This is a genomic window from Paenibacillus apis (genome assembly GCF_018333295.1).
GTDB lineage: Bacteria > Bacillota > Bacilli > Paenibacillales > Paenibacillaceae > Fontibacillus > Fontibacillus antibioticophila.
In genome coordinates, this window is the sequence record NZ_BORS01000001.1 from 267,713 (window position 1) to 288,321 (window position 20,609).

Genomic DNA, 20,609 nt, shown 5'->3' on the forward strand with positions numbered 1-20,609 from the left:
GTGAAATTTCTTACCTTAAATTCTTCATTCGGCGCTCGAACCCACATTTAGTGAAAAAACTTACCTTAGATCGCCAGTATCTAGTTAAATCCACGGTATAGCCACTTTTAAGCGAAAGAATTTCACTATATCCGCATTTCCACCATTTCACCTAAATTTAGAGTAACTTTTTCACTGTATCGGTGTGATCCGTATTTGCATGGGGTCTACAAACCGTCGTCATGTTGTGAAACATCGCGAATAACTGCGATCGTAAGCACACTTCACACGTTACCTGCGGCACGCAGAATCATTGGTCGGCTTTTTGCTGTTTCCTAAATTGTTCCCTAATTTGTTCTCTAATTTAAAGGGTAGGAAGACGAGATATTTTGCTATATAGTAGTAAGATATTGGAAGGTTGGGAGGCACGAAACGAGTGAGTATCATCGAGGCACGCGGGCTGAAAAAGGTATTCAAGCAAGCAGTCAAGGACCCTGGATTAGGTGGGGCGATCAAGCATTTGTTAACACAACAGTATCGGGAGAAATATGCGGTAGAGGGAATTGATTTGACGATTGAGGAAGGGGAGACGGTAGCCTACGTTGGTCCCAATGGAGCGGGGAAATCAACGACAATCAAGATGCTCTGCGGAGTACTTGTCCCTTCAGGCGGAGAGATTCTCGTAGATGGCCGGGTTCCGCACAAGCAGAGGATGGAGAATGCCCAGCATATCGGTGCGGTATTCGGACAGCGTACCCAGCTGTGGTGGGACATTCCGGTACGTGAATCTTTGACTTTATTGAGGGATATTTATCAGGTTCCTCCGGCTGTATTCAAGAAAAATCTGGATGGATTTACCGAGCTGTTAGGAATGGAGTCCTTCCTTCATCTATCGGCGCGCAAGCTGTCCTTGGGGCAGAGGATGCGTGCCGATCTGGCGGCCGCATTGCTTCATGATCCGAAGATTGTCTATCTCGATGAACCGACGATCGGGCTGGATGTGGCGGTCAAGCACCGGATTCGCGATTTTATCAAGGAAATGAACCGGGACAAAGGCACAACTATGATGCTGACCACGCATGATTTGGGGGATATCGAGAATCTGTGTGAACGGCTGGTCATTATTGATCAAGGCCGGATTATCTACGACGGCAAGTTGCAGAAGGTGAAGGACGCCTTTGCCAGGGAACGAACCATACATACTCAGCTCAGTGCGCCGATCGTTGGGGCGGAGGAGCTGTTTGCCGATATGCCTGAAGTGGCGGTTGAAAGCAGCGCTGGCGATGAAAAAGAAGGAGACAGTGTTCCTTCATTGTCCATCAAGTTCGACCGTTTTCGTTGTACGGCAAGCGAGATTGTGAAGCGGGTCATGAATCACGGAGAGGTTGTCGATTTCAGAATCGATGAGCCGAGCATTGAGGAGATCATTACCCGTGTATATGAAGGACAATTAGATTCTGCAGCGTTGTCGGAAGCGGGGAAGGGGAGGGAATGAGGGTGTCTGTGGCATCTTTCAAGAAGTACATTACTTTGGCCCTCTGCTCCATGCAGAATACGCTTGCTTACAGACTATCTTTTATATTGAATTTTCTAGCCAGCTTTATCGGACTTATCGCAATGTATTGTCTGTGGCAGGCGGTGTATACCGGCCGAGATCAGCTATCCGGGTTTACGTGGGAACAAATGCAGGCCTATCTGCTCGTGACCTTTTTCGTAAATTCCATGCTGTCCTATTATTCTGAATCCAGTATTTCCGGGAAAATCATTGATGGCAGCGTCATGATGGATTTGCTTCGTCCGATCCAGTTTCAGAAGGCCCGGCTCGCAGAGACACTGGGCTCTTGTGTGCTGGAAGGTCTGCTAAGCTGCATCTTGATCGGCACCGCAGCTGTGTTTACGCTCGGGATCTCACTGCCGCAGGACGGAGTGGGTATGCTCCAGTTTGGAATCAGCATGCTGTCGTCTATTTTTGTGAAATTTTGCATCGTATATATGTCCGCCTTGCTCTGCTTCTGGACGACGAGCAGCTTTGGCATCTATTGGGCCCGAACCTCCATCACGAATCTGTTATCCGGCGCGCTTGTACCGTTGACGTTCTTTCCGGGGTGGCTGGAGTCGCTGGCGATGGCGCTTCCTTTTCAGGGAATTGTTAATACACCGGTCCGAATTGCGCTAGGCATGACGGGAAGAGCGGAAGCCTGGCAGATGATTGGCGTGCAATGGGTCTGGATTATCCTCCTCTGGCTGCTAGGCAGGTGGCTATGGTCCCGGGCTGTACGGCAAATCACGATTCATGGAGGTTAGTGGGATGGAGATTAGAAATACGCCGCGCCGAATTCTGTATTTATATTGGCGTCTTTATAGCCAACAGCTAAAAGCGATGCTGGAATATTCCGCTGATTTCTACATCATGATCGGAGCCGCTGCTTTGACCCAGATAACCGGATTTTTATTTCTGTGGGTGGTATTCTCCAGAATTCCGGATATTCAAGGATGGGGCTTGTGGGAGGTTGCCTTTATGTATGCGGCCATATATGTCTCTGAGGGGGTAGGCTCCTTGTTTTTTGAGGGGACTTGGCGGATGCTGCGGCTGGTCAATTTAGGAGAATTGGACCGCTACCTTGTTCGGCCTGTTCCGATCGTACTGCAAATATTCTGTACGGGAATCGGAATGAACGGGATCGGAAATATATTGATCGGCGGGACGATTATCGGAATATCCCTAAGCCATGTGCAGATGGATTGGAATCTGTCGACGGTTCTGATGGCAATCCTGTTATTTGTCTCGGCGATTACGATCCGTATTGCTATCAATCTGGCTGCAAATTGTTCCTCCTTCTGGATCCGAAGCAGCGGAAATGCCTTTCCGATCATGATTCACAATTTAGGCGAGTTCGCCAAATATCCGATTACCATCTTTTCGCTCGGGCTTCAGCTCTTTATTTCCATTGTTGTTCCCTTTGCTTTTGTCAGCTTCTTCCCGGCGGCCGTATTGTTCGGCAAGGAGCCATGGAGCTGGTGGGGATGGCTCGGGCCGCTTGTAGCCGTCTGTGCTGTTTGGCTGTCGCTCGGCTTGCTGCGGATCGGTCTCGGAAAATATGAAAGCGCAGGGAATTAATTAAACAGTGATCATCGTATAAAATAGCCCCCGGAAGAAGTCTATTTCCGGGGGCTGATCTTATGGAGTGCAATTATTTTTATCTAGCCATCCATCCGCCGTCAACGCAGAGGATATGCCCATTCAAATAGTCGGCGGCCGAGGAAGCCAGGAAAATCGCAGGTCCCTTCAGGTCATCAGGTGTTCCCCAGCGCCCTGCCGGAATCCGGTCGGTAATCGAGGCGGTGCGGTTCTCGTCGGCACGGATCGGTGCGGTATTGTCAGTAGCCATGTATCCCGGCGCAATCGCATTAATCTGAACTCCGCCCGAAGCCCATTCATTGGCGAAGGCACGAGTGAGCCCGGCAACACCGTGCTTGGAGGCTGTGTATCCTGGCACATTGATGCCGCCTTGATAGGACAGCATGGAGCAGATGTTGATAATTTTTCCGCTGCCCCGTTTCAGCATATGTCTTCCGGCAATCTGTGATAGCAGGAAGACGGTATTCAGATTAATGTCGATCACATCGAACCAATCTTTAGCCGCGTGATCCTTCGCTGGTGCACGTCGGATAATGCCGGCGTTGTTCACCAGGATATCCACTTTCCCGGTCAGGGCAAGCGCTTGGTCAAAGGTGCTTTGCAGTTGGTCGTGGTCGCTAAGATCCACTTCGATAGACAACGCTTTTCTTCCCAATGCGTTAACTCGGTCTACAGTTTCCTGACTGGAGCCGAGAGAAGCACATACCACATCGGCCCCCGCTTCGGCCAGTGCAATTGAAATTCCTTGTCCCAGTCCGCTGGCAGCTCCGGTGACCAAGGCGGTTTTTCCTGAAAGATCAAATAAATTCATTCCGTTCACTCCTCGATTATAAATATGATAAGTCAGCAATCGTTACACGATAACCACGCCTGCATCTTTATAAGGCTTGGCGATATCGTTCGGCAGATCATCTGTGATAATGCGGGTTAATTCATCCAATGCAGCAAAGGTGCGCAGCGCTGTTTGTCCGAATTTATGATGGTTAATGACAGCAATCACCTCTCGGGCGGTCTCTATCAGCGCGCGCTTAAATTCGATCAATTCACCGGTATAGATGGACAGGCCGTGCTGGGGATGAATACCGGTTGCGGATATATAAGCCTTTTGGATATTCAGTTGCTTGATGTATGAGCTGGCTTCCGGACCGGCGAGCATATTCCGGACGCGATGTCCGCCGGGTACGACGAGACGGATCATATCCTTGGAGGCTAACTCGCTGATGATGTACACATCATTCGTGATGACGGTTAGCGGCTGATTCTCCAGATGCCGGGCAATCTCCAGCGTAGTGCTGCCGCCGTCCAGCGCGATAATATCGTGAGGCAGGATTTCCTGAATCACCTTCGCGGCAATACTTGCCTTCTCCGCAGCATGCTTGATGACAGGTGCCTTGGAAGACAGGATGCCAAGCTGATCGCTTTGCGCAAGAACTGCACCGCCGTGTACTCTGGCAATAAGGCCTTGCTCCTCTAATCGCGTCAGATCCTCGCGGATGGTTTTGCCGGTGACACCAAGCTTGTCGCTGAGCTCTGCCACGGTGACTTCCTTTTTCGTCAGCAGAACCTCCATAATTTTCTCGTATCGTCGTATTGAACTCATCGTGTACCTCAACTCTTCCGTTCTAGAATGACATTCGGTTCTATTTTAAAGCTTTCATAGAAACCGCGTCCATATCCGCGTACTTTTTATTATCTCCAGCCATACTCCAGATAAAAGTATAGTTGTTGGTGCCCGCGCCGCTATGAATGGACCAGCTTGGTGAAATTACCGCTTCCTCGTTCCGCATGACGATGTGCCGGGTCTCGCTCGGCTCCCCCATCAAGTGAATGACTATAGCGTCCTCGGGAAGATCAAAGTACATATAGGCTTCCATTCGGCGCGGATGCACATGGGCCGGCATTGTATTCCACATGCTGCCTGATTTCAATTGGGTCATACCCATGACCAATTGTGAGCTCTGAATTCCGCTCTCGTGAATAAAACGATGGATCGTTCGCTCATTCGAATTCTCAATCGAGCCCATCGCCCCGGATTCCGCTTCGGCGAGCGTTGTCTTGGCAGTCGGGAATTCCTTGTGCGCCGGAGCCGAGTTGAGGTAAAACTTAGCCGGATTGGCAGCCTCTTTGCTGCGGAAAATAACTTCTTTGGAGCCCATTCCAATGTACAGGCAGTCCTTCCGTTCCAGATCGTAGGCCGTGCCGTCGACGAGAATGATGCCAGGGCCGCCAACGTTGATTACCCCAAGCTCCCGGCGCTCTAGAAAGTACTCGACCCCGAGTTCCTTGAGGTCGGTCTCGAGCTTCACATCCGAGTTCACGGGGGCTGCGCCGCCGATGATCATTCGATCCTCATGCGTGAGAACAAGCTCCAACGCATCAGGGGTGAACAGCTTCGGAATATGAAACTCCTGCCGAAGGCGCTCAGTGTCAAATTGCTTGACTTGGCTTGGGTGGGATGCATAGCGTCGTTCCATGAGATTCAATCGCTCCTTTTAGGTTCGTTTATGTTCATATTGTTCATTTAGGTTTATATTATGTCATGATTAGTGAATTTGCAAGCTTTAAATTCTGGCCTGCAAGTTGAATTGAAGAGAGAGCTTGGATGAACGGCAGCGATCGAAAGATTACTTTGCGTGTTGCCCCCGTCGTATAATCATTTCACTCAAATTCAGGTCTATCAAAAAAGTTCATTTAGGTTTATTATGTGTAGGAGAAAGTAGAATCGATATTCCGTATAAGATCAAAATGGGGAGAGACGCAAATGAAAAAGCTGCAATTGGTTCAAAAAATCGTAGAAGAAGGCGTTGTTGCTGTACTTCGCGGAGATACGCCGGAGCAGGTCGTGGAAATGGCCGAGCAGGCTATCGCAGGGGGAATCAAGGTTATTGAAATTACTATGACGGTGCCTTATGCACTCAAAGCTATTGAGACTCTTTCGCAAAAATATGCATGGGATGCAAGCTCACCGGAGCAGTATGCTATCATTGGAGTGGGAACCGTACTGGATCCGGAAACGGCACGAGCGGCAATTCTCGCCGGAGCCCAGTTTGTGGTTGGCCCATCCTTGAATAAAGAGACGGTTCAGCTATGCAACCGCTACCGAATTCCTGTGATGCCTGGCTGTATGACCATTCGGGATATCCAGGAAGCCTTGGAATGGGGAGTAGATATCGTCAAGCTCTTCCCGGGTAATCTGTATGATCCCTCGATGATCAAAGCCATTAAAGGGCCGCTGCCACAGGCAAACGTCATGCCGACTGGCGGAGTGTCCCTAGACAATTTAGCGGAGTGGATCAAGGCAGGGGCTGTAGCTGTCGGAATTGGTTCGGACTTGACAAGTGAAGCGCTTAAGAAGCAGGATTACAGCTTGATCAGCCAGAAATCGGCACAATACAAGCAAGCCTACCTGCAGGCCAAAGCGAAATAATGACAATAAAAAGCGCTTATCTGCAGGGTGAATTCGTGAATTTCCGCGAATCGCACCCTGCAGGCAAGCGCCATTTTTTTGTGTTTACACAGGGGGAAGCTTCAAAGCTTGTTCGACCGGTACATACGTGTAATTAAGATCATGGGCAACAGAAGGGTGGGTCACGGCTCCGCCTGCCACATTTACCCCTTTGCGCAGGGCCAGGTTGCCGGCAATTGCCGCGAGAACGCCTTTATTTGCGATCTCGAGCGCATAGGGCGCCGTAGCATTCACCAGAGCCATAGTCGATGTTCTTGGAACCGCACCAGGCATGTTGGCTACTGCGTAGTGAACAACCCCATGCTTCACATAGGTCGGGTCGGAGTGCAGCGTGACGCGGTCAATTGTCTCGAATATACCGCCCTGGTCAATAGCCACATCAATAATAACCGATCCGGGCACCATGGCTTTAACGGTCTCCTCGCGAACGAGCTTCGGTGCTTTCGCACCAGGAATTAATACCGCTCCAATGACGAGATCGCTGCGCCGCACACATTCATCTATGGATTGCGGGTTAGACATCATGGTCTGGACAGAAGCGCCAAACTGCTCCTCCAGTTGGCGAAGACGCAATGGATCCAGATCCAGAATGGTGACCTCTGCGCCGAGACCGGCTGCAATTTTTGCAGCATTCATGCCGACCACGCCGCCTCCGATGATCGTAACCCTCCCGCGCTTGACGCCGGGAACGCCGCCGAGCAGGATTCCTTTACCGCCATAGGGCTTCTCCAGGAACTGTGCCCCGATCTGTACAGACATCCGGCCGGCTACCTCGCTCATCGGTATTAACAGAGGCAGAGCATGATTCATCTCCACCGTTTCGTATGCGATAGCGATGACTCCCTTTTCCCGCAACACTTCCGCTAATGCCGGCTCAGCAGCCAGATGCAGATAAGTGAACAGGATCAGACCCTCGCGCAACATAGGATATTCCTCCGGCTGCGGTTCCTTTACCTTCATGATCAGATCGGACTTTGCCCAGACCTCTCCCGCAACCTCCAGAATACCGGCTCCTGCATGAATGTATTCCTCATCACTAAATCCGCTGCCAGCCCCTGCATGACGCTCAATATACACCTGATGCCCCTCATTCGTCAGCAAGGATACTCCCGAAGGGGTCAGGGCGACCCGATTTTCGTTATTTTTAATTTCTTTCGGCACACCGATAATCATGATGTCTCCTCCTTCTCCTATCATTTACATTACTACAAGTATATCCTTCTGAGGTTATCAGGAATAGGGGCAGCACAGGAAAATTGAATTGACCTGGCTGAATCGACTATAATTTAAATGTGGCATAACGGTAAGCTGACAAAAGGAGAAATTGGACTATGAATGCATTATTTCCAATCGAACAATTAAAAAAGATGAAGTATGATCTGACCCGCTTCTTGCTGGTATACAAATTTGCGCTCGATGAAATCGAGACCAAAATTGATATTTTGAAGGAAGAGTTCCAGTCTTTGCATGATTACAGCCCGATCGAGCACACCAAGTCCCGTATTAAGTCTCCGGAGAGTATTATGAACAAGATGCTCCGGAAGGATCATGAATTTTCGATCGACGGAATTCGTGATAATATCAAGGATATTGCCGGGTTAAGAATAACCTGTTCCTTCATCTCGGATATCTATGCGGTCAAGGATATGCTGGCGAACCAGGACGATCTGAAGGTCTTGGAGATCAAAGATTATATCAAGCATCCTAAGCCCAACGGATATCGCAGCCTTCATATGTTGGTTGAGGTGCCGGTCTTTATGTCCGACTGTTGTGAGCATGTCTGCGTGGAGATACAAATTCGGACGATTGCGATGGATTTCTGGGCTAGCCTGGAGCATAAAATCTTCTATAAGTACAGTCAGGCGATTCCGGAGCGGCTGCTGAATGAACTGAAGAATGCGGCGGAAGCAGCGAATTCGCTTGATCTTCAAATGGAGCGGCTGCACCGGGAGATTAAAGATATTAAGGATGCCAACGGAGACAGCGATTTCGACGAGCTCCGCCGGATTATGATCAATAATCAGCAGTTTGCGCTTCCGGCAGGATTCATGCAGCTGCTGACGGATGAATAGAATAGGCCTGAACATTACAGCTTTGTCCTCCCCATGAGGATAAGGCTGTTTTTCTTTTGTGCGGGATTTGAACCGAATTCGATCAGCAGGAGGCAGCAAGAATAATTTGCCTAGTAAAAGGGATATTAAGGGTGTATTGGAGGAGGTTGGTTGTATGAATCGAGTAGAGCTTTCCGGACCGGAGCAAGAACATATTCACGAGAATCGCACTCCATTCATTGAGACGCTCAAGCACCGGCTTGGCGACAGCCCGGACATTATTTACAGGGATATTGTATATGGAAATAATTCGGTGCTGCTCGTATATGTGGAGGGCATGGCCGATCCCAAATCTCTTATTGACGGCATGCTGGAGAATGTAGACGTTGCGGCTTCTTCCAAAGAGGAATCGCCGGAGCAGGCGTATGAAAGACTCAAGAAGCAGGGGATTGCGATGGGAAGGGTAAGAGATACGGATCATTATACGGAGCTGATTAGCGCCTTGCTCGCCGGAGGCTCGATCATTTTTGTCGAAGGACATTCCATATGCCTGCTTGTAGGAACGGAAAGCTTGAATCAGCGGGGCGTGGAGGAGGCTAGCTCCCAGTCCGTCGTCAGAGGACCGCGGGAAGGCTTCACGGAATCGCTTAGAAATAATACCGCTTTGGTCAGAAGACGCATTCAAAGCCCGATGGTTAGAATAGAGCAGCGTCGCTTGGGTGAGCAGACAAGAACAAGTATCGCCATCATGTATATGGAGGGAATGGCCGATGAGGAAGTGCTTAGTGAGCTGCGTACCCGACTCGATCAGATCCAATTGCCCAGTGTGCTGGAGAGCAGCTATATCGAGGAAATGATTCAGGATCGACGCTACAGTCCCTTTCCCACGATATTCAATTCAGAGCGTCCGGATGTGATCGCATCGGCTATTCTGGAGGGAAGGGTTGCCATTCTTATGGAAGGGACCCCATTTGTGTTAATTGTCCCGTCCCTGTTTGTCCAAGCCTTTCAATCCAGCGAGGACTACTATCAGCGTGCGGATTTTGCCAGTCTGGTTCGTCTGCTAAGATACTTTTGTTTTGTGCTGGCTTTATTGACCCCTTCTTTTTATATCGCAATCACTACCTTTCATCAGGAAATGATCCCTACCAATTTGCTGATCAGCTTGATCGGACAGCGCGAGGGGGTTCCTTTTCCGGCCTTTGTGGAAGCCCTGATTATGGAGATTACCTTTGAGATTCTGCGTGAAGCGGGAATCAGACTGCCCAAATCCATCGGTCAATCCGTATCCATCGTTGGAACGCTGGTTATCGGACAAGCTGCGGTAGATGCCGGGCTGGTATCTGCGGCCATGGTAATCGTAGTGGCTATTACAGCAATCGCCAACTTTGCGCTGCCTGCGTTCAATCTGGGGATTTCAGTCCGGATTCTGCGGTTTCTCCTGATGGCCATTGCAGCCTCCTTCGGACTGTACGGGATCATGATCTCGCTCATCATTATCGCACTCCATTTATGCAGCCTTCAATCGCTGGGCGTTCCCTATATGAGTTCACTGGCCCCCTTAAAACGCAACAGCCAGAAGGATACCCTATTGCGGTTATCCCAGCGCATGGTCAAAAAGCACTTCAGAGAAAACTAAAAGCGGGGAAGGCTTATGTTATGTACAAAGCAAAAAGTTAGTCATATCAGCTTCCTTCTATTACTGGTTATACTTCTGGCCATTCTTCCAGGCTGCTGGAGTAAAAAGGAACTAAACGAGCTGGCGATCGTCATGGCAATGGGCATCGATTATGACGATTCCGATTATGAGGTGTCCATTCAGGTCATGAAGTCAAGCGAGGTTGGGAAGTCAGAAGGCGGGTCATCCGACGGAGCGCCGGTGATAACTTACAGAACGTCCGGCAAGACGATTCCGGAAGCGCTGCAGCGCATGTTAAGCGTCGCGCCCCGGGTTCCTTACCTTTCCCATATCAGGGTGCTCATCTTCGGCGAGAGCCTGGCCCGCTCAGGGGTAAGCGACGCACTGGACTTTCTCTCAAGAAACCAGCAGCTTCGCACCGATTTTTTCATGCTTGTGAGCAAAGGCGGCAAGGCATCAGAAATTCTTGACGTGGTCACCTCCTTCGAGAACATTCCGGCCAATTCGCTCTATTCCTCGATCCTCTTGTCCGAGAAGAAATGGGCGGTTACCGGCAGGGTGACCCTGCAGCAATTTATTACCCAGATGGAGAGACGAGGCTCCAATCCGGTGCTGCCCGGTGTACAAGTCGTGGGGAACAAGAAGGAAGGGGAATCGCATGAAAATAAAAAAAGAGTGGTGCCGATGACGCTTCTAAAGCACGTGGGTCTTGCGGTATTCAATCGTGACCGGTTGGTCGGTTGGTTGGGGGAGCCGTTAAGCAAGAGCACTAACTATGCGCTGAATGAGGTCAATACCACCTCCGGATATATTGAGGGGCCTGAGGGGGGGATCGTTGGTTTTGAGGTGAGGAGAACGGAGAGCGATATTAAAGTGAAGCTGGGAGAAGACAATGTCCCCGAGTTTACCGTTAAGATGACGATGGAGACAGACCTGAATTCGGTACAAAGCACAGTGGACCTGCAAAAATCTGACACGGTTGAATGGATCAACCGGAAAATTGAGCAAAAGGTGGACAGCTATGTCACGCGGGATCTCCGAATTATTCAGGAGAAATACGGAACCGACGTATTCGGCTTCGGCGAGGCGCTTCACCGGAAGTATCCCAAGCTGTGGAAGAAGCTGAGAGACCATTGGGATGAGCAATTTAAACAATGCAAAATCACCGTGAAATCAAAAGTGGCTGTTAGAAGGATTGGCTCTATTGTTCAACCTGTAAAGCGGGAGATGAACGAACAATGAACTGGAATATTATATTGCTGCTAGTTATGGTATACACCCTCATTAAAGAGGGATTGCAACTCAAAAAACGGGCATTGCGAAGGGATCGTATCGTCTTTACCTTGCTATGGATGATGACATTTGGCGTTCTGTTAGCGGAATGGAGGGGATATCCCGTGATTCGGCCCTTGGACTGGATTCGAGCGGCAACCTGGCCATTAAGCCGCTGGCTTGGCTAATATATGGGGGAATAACGATGAAAACACCATCCATTACGACCGTCCAATTTTTTATTTTAACCTTTGGATTGACCTTGGGCACTTCGATCTTGGTCACCCCGTCCGGGCTTGCCGGAATTGCCCGGGAGGATGCTTGGATTGCTGACCTATTATCTACGGCAATCAACCTGTTCATGGTCTGTATCTATATCGTGCTTGCCCGCTTGTACCCCGGCAGCAATTTATTCGAGATCTTCGAAAATATCCTTGGAAAATGGTGCGGCAAAGTCTTGTCTCTGCTGTATCTCTTTTACATATTGATTCTGACCGGGACGCTGCTTGGCAATCTTGGATTTTTCCTGACGAGTGAGATGATGCCTGAAACTCCTATTGAAGCAACCCAAATCTTGTTTCTCATTGCGGCAGTTGTATGTGCAAGGCTGGGTATCGTTGTATTAGCAAGAGTTGGAGAGTTAGTGTTTCCATTTATCATCGTGCTGTTTCTTGTGCTGGTTCTAACGCTGATTCCGCAGATTCACTTGGACTTCATTCTCCCCATCTTCGATGACGGGATTGCTCCTATTATTAAGGCAGGCTCCCATGCGGCGGTATTTCAGGAATTGATTATTATGATGGTGTTCATTCCATTAGTCCAAGAGAAAAAAAAGGGGGAACGGGCTTTTCTTGGAGGGGCATTGTTAGGAGAACTATTTCTTACACTCCTTGTTTTACTAAGTGTGCTAGTCCTTGGGATTGAACAGACAGAGAACAATTCATTTCCGGCCTACGCATTGGCCAAGACGATTAATGTGGGGAATTTTCTGCAGCGTGTGGAAGGGATTCTGGTGATGATATGGATTTTGACTTTTTTCATTAAAATCTCATTGCTATTCTTCTCCATGCTGAAGGGAATGAGAGTTGTGTTTGGCTTGAAGGAAGAAGGGGCGTTAATTAACACGTTTTCTGTGCTCATCATTCTGGTCGCATGGGAAACCTATATTAATTCCGTGTACGTTGGAGAAATCATTCAAAAGGTCTGGTTCAGTTATGCCCTGCTCCATTTGATTGTTGTACCGTTTCTGCTCTGCCTGACCGGACTCATTAAGAGAAAGCTGCTTCGAAAATAAGGCGGCTTCACCTTCTTGCTTCGTTCATTCATTGCTTGCCCTCGCTCTCTCGGATAGAATAATAGGCAGAGTGTTCTACAAGAGAGGAGCCGCCAAAGATGTTTGGTAATGATTGGGATATTGTTTTACAGGATGAAATCGAGAAATCATACTTTCAGGAGCTTCGCTATGCGCTGGCCCGTGAATACAAACTACATACCGTGTTTCCACCCAAAGAGCTGTTGTTTTCCGCGTTGAAGCTAACGCCCTATGAGAGCACACGAGTCGTCATACTTGGTCAGGACCCTTATCACGGTCCGGGACAGGCCCATGGCCTGAGCTTCTCGGTAAAGCCGGGAGTGCGCATTCCTCCGTCATTGCAAAATATTTATAAGGAGCTGGAGCAGGATCTCGGCCTGCAGCCGCCGAACCACGGCTATCTGCTGCCCTGGGCGGAGCAAGGGGTGCTGCTGCTGAATGCGGTATTGACTGTACGGCAGGGCCAGCCTAATTCCCATAAGGGGCTGGGCTGGGAGCAGTTCACTGATGCGGTAATGATGAAATTGAATGAACGCGAGACGCCGCTGGTGTTTATCCTTTGGGGAAGCTATGCCCAGCAAAAGGGAGCCTTTATTGACCGGAATCGTCATATGGTGATTCAATCTCCGCATCCCAGCCCGTTTTCGGCGCATAGAGGCTTTTTAGGCAGCCGGCCGTTTTCACGAACAAATGCCTTTCTTGAACAGCATGGCATGCCGAAGATTAATTGGGCGCTGCCGAACCTGTAAGCAGATGAAGGATAAGACACGATACAACGGGGAGAGTAGAACTATGCAATCAATCATCGGCAAGATTCGGGACATCAACCGTTATCCGGTAAAGTCGTTGGCAGGAGAAACGCTGGAAGTATGCGATATAGAGTCTTATGGCCTGGCGGGCGACCGGTATTGCGCATTTTATGATGAGACTAAAGAGGGCTGGTCGCGCTTCGTAACGGCAAGAAATATTCCTAGCCTGTTATCCTATCATGCCAAATTCATCGATGGTGATATCGAGGTCACCACCCCTGACGGGACAGTCCTTGGCTGGGACGAGCAGCTGCTGAACGAAATTCAAAAGCTGTCCAAGAAGCCGCTAACCATGTCCAGGCTGCGGGACCCTCACCCGCAATTTCCGCATTTGCTGTCCGTGGATGAGGCAAGTGTGCTTCTTGTTACAGATGCAAGCCTGAGAAGGCTGGAGGAGGTATGGGGACAGCCCGTTGATCATCGGCGGTTCCGGGGGAATTTTGTTGTAGCTGTCAGAGAGGATTCGATCTTTGAAGGAGACTGGATCGGTCAGCGTCTTGGCATTGGCGAGGCGGAATTACAGATAGACAGTTACTGCGAGCGTTGTGTCATGATTACGATGGACCCGGATAACCTGGACCGAGATCCTACTTTGCTGAAAAAGGTGCATCAGGATTTCTCTCTTCGGTTTGGGGTATATGCTTCTGTCGTAAAGCCAGGAAGGGTTCAATTAGGCGACCAGGTGAAGCTGTTGGACAACCCGGAGGCAGACGTATTACGCGCCTAGAATTCGGAATAGATAAGGGTGTTCTGCAATCATCACAGATGAATGAAGGAACGCTCTTCTTTTTTACAAAATTATGAAAATTTAGATATTCAAAATATAGAAATTGGTATATAATGGACTTAAATCTAATGATAGCGCTTCCAATAAAGGTTTCAGAGTACGGCGCGCGACGTGCTTTGAGATAGATGAAGTATGTGAGGTGATAGAGAGGTTACCCAGGTAGATTTCTGCTTTGATGTATCATTCTATGAAGCTCTCATTTTAAAAAATGGAGGGGAAAATGATGCTTAGAAGAGGAAAAGTAATTGCGCTATTTGTGATCTTTACGTTAATAATGTCGATGATGCCCCCAATGAAGGCAAACGCTGCAACCTGGAACCTGGTCTGGAGTGATGAGTTCAACGGGACTTCTCTGAACACCTCCAACTGGGTTGCCGAAACCGGTACCGGAAGCGGTGGCTGGGGCAACAATGAGCTGCAATACTACACCAATCGTTCGCAGAATCTGCAAGTTACCGGCGGTAATCTCGTCATCACGGCCCGTAAAGAAAGCTACGGCGGCATGCAATATACGTCCGCCCGCATTAAGACTCAAGGCTTGAAGAGCTTTAAGTACGGTAAAATTGAAGCTCGTATCAAGCTGCCTTCCGGACAAGGCTTGTGGCCGGCGTTCTGGATGCTCGGCGACAATATTACCTCGGTAGGCTGGCCGAAGAGCGGTGAGATCGATATCATGGAGCGCATCAATCATGAAGGCAATGTCCATGGCACCGTGCACTGGGATGCGAATGGCTATGCCTCCTATGGAAGAGCTTCAGGAGCAGTCGATTTCAGCCAATATCATGTGTACAGCATTGAATGGGATGCCAACTATATCCGTTGGTTCGTAGATGGCGTGCAGTTCAATGAAATTCTCATTCAGAACGGAACCGGCAATACCGAGGAATTCCAGAAGCCGTTTTTCATTCTGCTTAATATGGCTGTAGGCGGAAATTGGCCGGGGTCTCCGAACAGTTCGACTCCGTTTCCTTCCCAAATGCTTGTTGATTATGTTCGCGTCTATCAACAGTCCACTTCCTCCAGTATTGTCAATAACGGAGTGTATACTCTGACCTCCAAGGTTAGCGGTAAAGTGCTGGATGTTGTGGATGTGTCCACGGCCAGCGGCGCCAAGATGCAGCAGTGGACCAATTATACCGCAGCGAACCAGCAGTTCAGACTAACGGATACAGGGGATGGGCACTACAAGCTGACGGCTATTCATAGCGGGAAGTGCCTGGATGTGCCAAGCGGAGCGAGCACCGTAGGTCTCCGGCTTCAGCAATGGGACGATAACGGGAACAACGCTCAAAGGTGGAAGCTGGTCGATGTTGGCGGAGGCTATTATAAGCTCGTCAACAAAGCGAGCGGCCTGGTGATGGATGTGTCCAATTCCTCCACGGCCGACGGAGCGGTTGTGCAGCAGTGGAATGATAACGGAACGGATGCCCAGAGATGGTTTCTGACTCGTATACAATAAGCAGCATCTAAGCGAGCCCTATACCTACATCTATGATTTAACCGGACGCTTGTCCGGCGAGTATTGGGACAGCACAACCAAGTAAACTTAAAAACATGGGAATCAGCAATAAATCGGCATGAAGGCCACCTTCACAAGTAATTAAAGAAGGTGGCCTTCCACATATCATAACTCAACCTTTTCCTATAGGTAGAACGGAGATTCATAAATAGGCGATACGGCTCGTACATGCGCCTCACCTCCAACGTGCATACGACCGCTTATCGCTTTGCGAGCGTTAAATTTCCTGAACCTGTTTTAATGTCTACCGATACGCCCCCATCGCCCAATAGGATGGTTTCCTGCTTATCGGCAGTAGGCTGATCTTGCTTATCCCATTCGTTATGAAGTTTTCCCGAACCGTGACTGAATTTGATTGTTGCAGAAGAAGGCTGTTCAGCCGTATAGAGAGTAACATCACCGCTGCCGGTTGTAATTTTCATAGGGTGTGCGATATCCGCCATCGTTGCCTCAATTTTGGCCGAATCAGCCTCCAGTTCAAGCTCGGCTTCCACATCTCTCATGCTGATGCCGCCGCTGCCCGTCTTCACCTTCAGTTTCTGTGCGGTCAGCTTTTCGAGCGTTACATTCGCATATTTTCCGTTCAGCTCTACGGTATCCGCCGAAACATGGTTGATTTCCGCATCGCCGCTGCCCAGTTCGAGCGAAACTGTGCTCGCGGTCACGCCGTCAAGCTTGATTTTGCCCGAATACGATTTAATTCTCACGGATTGAGCGGCAAATTCCGCCATATTCAAATTCCCGGATTTGGTATTGAGGACCAAGGAATCATACTGCTGAGCCGGCAGCTCTACTCGAGCCTGTAACTCGAATACACTGATGCCGAATGTGGAGGCTTTAGTATCCACGCCAATCCTGACCGCATCGCCTTCCCGAACGATGTTCAGTTTTGTTGCATCCGCCAATTTCTTGCTTGCCTTACCGGTCAGAAAAACCTTGATTTCGTTTGTCGAACTTTTCGCCATCGTTACATCCATGCCGTCCATTGAAAGAACAATATCCTTCACGCCACCGGCATCAATCGATTGATCCTGGTTGATCTCTACACTGCTATAATCGAAGCCTTTTCCGTTCCACAACGTCGCGCCAACGCCAATCAATCCGATCGTCAGCAGAATAACCGCGGTAATGACCCACTTTTTCATCGCTTCTTCACCTTCATCACTCTGGAATTAAATTTCAAATACTGCAAAGTCATTTTGGAAACCGCCCTCGTCAGCCAGCGGGAGAACGCCGCCAGCAGCATTCCCAATCCCAACAGCGCCAATGCTGCGAAAATACTTTGGATAAGGGTAAGGCCGCCACCGAATAATCCTTCGTAAACAGCGGTCAATGCGCCCAGTACGCTGGCGAAGGCTGCAGCCCAGCAACCGAGCAGCAAAGCCAGAAGAACGAGGTAAGGCGCCAGAACAAAAACCAGATTAAAAAATCCCAAACCTACCGTAGCAATAACTGCCTTCGACACAGGCGCAATACGTCCGTTGCTGCTCTCCGCCTGATTCACCCGGTAGACCAGCAGCATTTCTTTGGCAAGCTGGCGCGGATCGCCAAGCTCATTGGCGATTTGCTCTTCAGCTAGTCCGTCTTCCATCGCCCGTCGAAAGTGCTCTTCATAATCGAATATCCACTCGCTTCGCAACGGCTCGGGAATCGACTTCATCTGTTCCTTGAGCTTTTTCAGAAATTGTTCCTGTGTCATCAGCCGATACCTTCCTTTATCAATTGATCTACGGAAACTGTGAACGACCGCCACTCCTCGATCAGTTCGTTCAGATGATCGCGCCCAAGCGGCGTAAGCTTGTAATATTTGCGGGGAGGTCCTTCGCGGGACTCCCGCAGATAGCTGGAAAAATACCCCTCCAGCGTCAGACGGGTCAGTAGCGGATATACGCTGCCCACCGCCACCTCAAACTTGGAGGAAATCACCACGGCAAGCTCGTAGCCATAACGGTCCTCCCGTGCGGTCAGGGCCAGCACGCACAGATCAAGAACCCCTTTCTTGAACTGTATATTCATTCAAAACCCTCCTATGCGGTAATGATCACTATTATTTATTATTGAATACCTCCTCTTGCTATAATATAACACTTACTATTCTACAATGCAATATAGTGTACCAGGATGAATGTAGTACAAGACAATGTGCCAATTATCAGGCAAATGAATCAGAAAATAATAATCTGGTGTTGTATGTTTCGACATTCCGCTGAAGGCGTATCGTATATGGGGCCGGATTAGTATATTTGTAAATCGTTCAAATTAATGATTCTCAAACAATTCTTTCACAATTTACAAATAAAGAGGCAGTAATATAACCGTAACAAGTTAAGTAATGAGATACAACACAGACAGACCTCAGATAGAAAATCCCCTAGTATTTTTCAATCAGTAGAAAAAGAGATATGGAGGTTTCGATTATGGCAGATGAAATGATTTCAACCATAAGGATTATCTATACATGCTCCTGAGGGGGATGCTCAATCAGTAGAATATGTATAACCTGTTTTTTATGAATGCTCAACGATTAACGATGATATAAGGAGAATTTAATGAAAAGAATTATACTAGTTATTCTTAGAAACATTCTTTTTATTCCCTATGGATGGATTACATTATGCCATTATGCAAAGCACACAAATAAGTATCCAGAAGAACAAAAATACGCATTGATACGGAAATTCTCGAAGTGGATGATAAAGGGCGGTCGAATTAATCTGGAGGTTTATGGAAAAGAGAATCTGCCAATTGAAAACGGTTACATGATTTTTCCCAATCATCAAGGTTTATTTGATGGATTTGCAATTGCACAGGGGTTAGAAGTGCCATTTTCTACAGTATACAAAAAGGAACTGGATAGTATTCCGTTTGTAAAGCAGGTATTATTGTGTGTTAAGGCAATTGCACTTGATCGAGAGGATGTACGGCAAAGTTTGAAGACAATTAATCAAGTAGCCGCCGAAGTAAAGAATGGGCGTAATCTCATGATTTTTCCTGAGGGGACAAGAAGTAAAAATAGGAATGAACTTTTGGATTTTAAGGGTGGTAGCTTTAAGAGTGCAATAAAAGCGGAGTGTCCCATCGTGCCAGTGGCATTGATTGATTCATATAAAGTGTTTGATTCAAAATCTATTAAGCGGATAACTGTGCAAGTCCATTTCTTACAACCTCTTTACTACGAACAGTATAAGGGTATGTCAACATCACAAATTGCAGAGATGGTAAAAGCAGCGATAAAGAACGCAATAACTATACACACTCGTGCTATTTCAGAGTTTTGATAATGAAGTAGCTTCTGGGAAGGGACGGCATATAATGAAAAGAGTTGTTGTTACAGGATTAGGAGCAGTAACTCCTATTGGAAATACCGTAAATGAATTTTGGGAGAACATTAAACAAGGGAAAGTAGGCATCAATAAAATAACGAAATTTGATACCACTTCATACAAAGTGAAAATTGCGGCAGAGGTAAAAAATTTCGTAGCTACTGAAAAAATAGATATGAAATCCGCAAAGAGGATGGAGCTTTTTTCACAATATGCTGTATCTGCGGCAATTGAGGCTTGGGAAGATTCTGAAATAGACATTAGCAATGAAGATTCGTTTCGTATTGGAACGGCGATAGGGTCAGGTGTAGGTAGTCTGCAGACTGTCGAAAGTGCTTGTAAAATAATTGAAGAAAAAGGTTCCAGAAAATTGAAACCACTGATGATTCCTCAAATGACTCCTAACATGGCGGCTGGAAATGTTGCGATAAAGCTAGGTGCTCAAGGAAAGTGTATTAGTATTTCAACAGCTTGTGCAACAGGAGCAATCAATATTGGTGAAGCTTACAGAAGTATTCAATGTGGAGACGCTGATATTATGATTGCCGGAGGTACAGAAAGCTGCATCACACCTACTTGTGTTGGAGGGTTTTCCGCATTAACCGCATTATCCATAACAGAAGATCCACTCCGCGCTTCCATTCCTTTTGATAGAGATCGTAATGGGTTTGTTATTGGCGAAGGTGCAGGAATTGTTATCTTGGAAGAACTAGAACATGCCATAAAGCGAAAAGCAAAAATATATGCTGAATTGGCAGGGTACGCTTGCACAGCAGATGCATATCATCTGACATCGCCTTCAGAGGATGGTGGGGGAGCGGCGAAAGCGATGGAGCTGGCGATAGAAGAAGCTGGAGTTACCCCATCGGAAATTGATTATATTAACGCTCATGGAACAAGTACTTACCAGAATGACATCACAGAAACAAGAGCAATTAAGAAAATTTTCAAAGAATTTGCAAGAACAGTTAAAATAAATTCAACAAAATCAATGATAGGACATTCTTTGGGGGCGGCTGGAGGCATTGAATTTATTGTCTGTACAAAGACTATTACAGATGGCTTTATTCATCAAACAATGGGAACAAGCCTGCTTGAGGATGAATTCGATTTGAATTACATGATTGATGCTCCAGTTCAACAAAATGTTAAAGTAGCGCTTAGTAATTCATTTGGTTTTGGGGGACATAATGCTGTTCTAGTCTTAAAACAGTTTTCTGGAAAATAATTTCAATACTTCTCAAAGCAATTTTCAGAGTGCTTCAACCAAGCAGTCTCCTTGGATCAGTGTAATGCTGAAGAAACTAAGCCTA

The 20,609-nt window shown here is 48.0% G+C and carries 21 protein-coding genes; 14 read left to right on the top strand and 7 right to left on the bottom strand.

Annotated features, from left to right (window positions below; translation table 11 throughout):
- The first annotated feature begins 415 nt into the window (after window positions 1-415).
- Genes KI362_RS01095 through KI362_RS01105 form a run of 3 tightly spaced genes read left to right on the top strand, consistent with a single transcriptional unit; the run spans window position 416 to window position 3,097 of the window.
- Entirely contained in the window at window positions 416-1,474 is a 1,059-nt protein-coding gene (locus KI362_RS01095; RefSeq protein WP_301624235.1) for an ABC transporter ATP-binding protein, read from the top strand.
- Complete coding sequence (locus tag KI362_RS01100) at window positions 1,471-2,283, top strand: ABC transporter permease (protein WP_374705605.1); 813 nt, start codon at window positions 1,471-1,473, stop codon at window positions 2,281-2,283. The genes KI362_RS01095 and KI362_RS01100 overlap by 4 nt, the downstream gene beginning before the upstream one ends.
- A 4-nt stretch (window positions 2,284-2,287) precedes the next feature.
- Window positions 2,288-3,097 carry an ABC transporter permease gene (locus KI362_RS01105; protein ID WP_249412865.1) on the top strand — a complete coding sequence of 270 codons (810 nt, stop codon included), beginning with the start codon at window positions 2,288-2,290 and terminating at the stop codon, window positions 3,095-3,097.
- A gap of 79 nt (window positions 3,098-3,176) precedes the next feature.
- Here KI362_RS01105 and kduD read toward each other — a convergent pair whose 3' ends face one another.
- From kduD to kduI, 3 genes are read right to left on the bottom strand one after another with little or no spacing between them, the layout of a single operon-like run.
- Entirely contained in the window at window positions 3,177-3,929 is a 753-nt protein-coding gene (gene kduD, locus KI362_RS01110) for a 2-dehydro-3-deoxy-D-gluconate 5-dehydrogenase KduD (RefSeq protein ID WP_301624241.1), read from the bottom strand.
- A 42-nt stretch (window positions 3,930-3,971) separates the two neighbouring features.
- Window positions 3,972-4,718 (bottom strand): DeoR/GlpR family DNA-binding transcription regulator, encoded by a 747-nt coding sequence (locus tag KI362_RS01115; protein WP_212938302.1) that lies wholly within the window; start codon window positions 4,716-4,718, stop codon window positions 3,972-3,974.
- A gap of 40 nt (window positions 4,719-4,758) precedes the next feature.
- Window positions 4,759-5,592: a 5-dehydro-4-deoxy-D-glucuronate isomerase gene (gene kduI, locus KI362_RS01120; protein WP_301624244.1), complete on the bottom strand. Its 834-nt coding sequence runs from the start codon at window positions 5,590-5,592 to the stop codon at window positions 4,759-4,761.
- 287 nt (window positions 5,593-5,879) lie between these two features.
- Here kduI and KI362_RS01125 point away from each other — a divergent pair, with 287 nt between their 5' ends.
- Window positions 5,880-6,545: a bifunctional 2-keto-4-hydroxyglutarate aldolase/2-keto-3-deoxy-6-phosphogluconate aldolase gene (locus KI362_RS01125; protein ID WP_212938304.1), complete on the top strand. Its 666-nt coding sequence runs from the start codon at window positions 5,880-5,882 to the stop codon at window positions 6,543-6,545.
- Window positions 6,546-6,629: 84 nt separating this feature from the next.
- Here KI362_RS01125 and ald read toward each other — a convergent pair whose 3' ends face one another.
- A complete protein-coding gene (gene ald / locus KI362_RS01130) occupies window positions 6,630-7,757 on the bottom strand; it encodes an alanine dehydrogenase (protein WP_301624247.1) in 1,128 nt (375 codons plus the stop codon).
- A gap of 158 nt (window positions 7,758-7,915) precedes the next feature.
- Between ald and KI362_RS01135 the strand changes: the two genes are divergently transcribed.
- From KI362_RS01135 to KI362_RS01170, 8 genes are all read left to right on the top strand, one after another.
- Window positions 7,916-8,656 (top strand): GTP pyrophosphokinase, encoded by a 741-nt coding sequence (locus KI362_RS01135; protein ID WP_301624249.1) that lies wholly within the window; start codon window positions 7,916-7,918, stop codon window positions 8,654-8,656.
- Between the two features lie 154 nt (window positions 8,657-8,810).
- Window positions 8,811-10,274 (top strand): spore germination protein, encoded by a 1,464-nt coding sequence (locus KI362_RS01140; RefSeq protein WP_301624250.1) that lies wholly within the window; start codon window positions 8,811-8,813, stop codon window positions 10,272-10,274.
- A gap of 15 nt (window positions 10,275-10,289) precedes the next feature.
- A complete protein-coding gene (locus KI362_RS01145) occupies window positions 10,290-11,516 on the top strand; it encodes a Ger(x)C family spore germination protein (protein ID WP_301624252.1) in 1,227 nt (408 codons plus the stop codon).
- On the top strand, window positions 11,513-11,734 hold the full coding sequence (locus tag KI362_RS01150; RefSeq protein ID WP_044479388.1) for a hypothetical protein: 222 nt from the start codon (window positions 11,513-11,515) through the stop codon (window positions 11,732-11,734). Before KI362_RS01145 ends, KI362_RS01150 begins: the two co-directional genes overlap by 4 nt.
- Window positions 11,735-11,751: 17 nt before the next feature.
- Window positions 11,752-12,840 carry a GerAB/ArcD/ProY family transporter gene (locus KI362_RS01155; RefSeq protein ID WP_301624253.1) on the top strand — a complete coding sequence of 363 codons (1,089 nt, stop codon included), beginning with the start codon at window positions 11,752-11,754 and terminating at the stop codon, window positions 12,838-12,840.
- Window positions 12,841-12,938: 98 nt separating this feature from the next.
- Window positions 12,939-13,607, top strand: coding sequence for a uracil-DNA glycosylase (locus KI362_RS01160; RefSeq protein WP_301624255.1), 669 nt, complete (start codon window positions 12,939-12,941; stop codon window positions 13,605-13,607).
- A gap of 43 nt (window positions 13,608-13,650) precedes the next feature.
- Window positions 13,651-14,394 (top strand): MOSC domain-containing protein, encoded by a 744-nt coding sequence (locus KI362_RS01165; RefSeq protein ID WP_301624257.1) that lies wholly within the window; start codon window positions 13,651-13,653, stop codon window positions 14,392-14,394.
- A 280-nt stretch (window positions 14,395-14,674) separates the two neighbouring features.
- Window positions 14,675-15,913 carry an RICIN domain-containing protein gene (locus tag KI362_RS01170; protein ID WP_374705606.1) on the top strand — a complete coding sequence of 413 codons (1,239 nt, stop codon included), beginning with the start codon at window positions 14,675-14,677 and terminating at the stop codon, window positions 15,911-15,913.
- Window positions 15,914-16,173: 260 nt separating this feature from the next.
- On the opposite strand, the gene KI362_RS01175 is transcribed toward KI362_RS01170, so the two are convergent.
- Genes KI362_RS01175 through KI362_RS01185 form a run of 3 tightly spaced genes read right to left on the bottom strand, consistent with a single transcriptional unit; the run spans window position 16,174 to window position 17,989 of the window.
- Complete coding sequence (locus tag KI362_RS01175; RefSeq protein ID WP_301624261.1) at window positions 16,174-17,118, bottom strand: DUF4097 family beta strand repeat-containing protein; 945 nt, start codon at window positions 17,116-17,118, stop codon at window positions 16,174-16,176.
- Entirely contained in the window at window positions 17,115-17,672 is a 558-nt protein-coding gene (locus KI362_RS01180) for an HAAS signaling domain-containing protein (RefSeq protein ID WP_044479381.1), read from the bottom strand. The genes KI362_RS01175 and KI362_RS01180 overlap by 4 nt, the downstream gene beginning before the upstream one ends.
- A complete protein-coding gene (locus tag KI362_RS01185; RefSeq protein ID WP_044479380.1) occupies window positions 17,672-17,989 on the bottom strand; it encodes a PadR family transcriptional regulator in 318 nt (105 codons plus the stop codon). The genes KI362_RS01180 and KI362_RS01185 overlap by 1 nt, the downstream gene beginning before the upstream one ends.
- A 533-nt stretch (window positions 17,990-18,522) precedes the next feature.
- Between KI362_RS01185 and KI362_RS01190 the strand changes: the two genes are divergently transcribed.
- Both KI362_RS01190 and fabF read left to right on the top strand, forming a co-directional pair.
- Complete coding sequence (locus tag KI362_RS01190) at window positions 18,523-19,251, top strand: lysophospholipid acyltransferase family protein (protein WP_301624268.1); 729 nt, start codon at window positions 18,523-18,525, stop codon at window positions 19,249-19,251.
- A gap of 34 nt (window positions 19,252-19,285) precedes the next feature.
- Window positions 19,286-20,524 carry a beta-ketoacyl-ACP synthase II gene (fabF, locus tag KI362_RS01195; RefSeq protein WP_199558829.1) on the top strand — a complete coding sequence of 413 codons (1,239 nt, stop codon included), beginning with the start codon at window positions 19,286-19,288 and terminating at the stop codon, window positions 20,522-20,524.
- Window positions 20,525-20,609 lie beyond the last annotated feature (85 nt).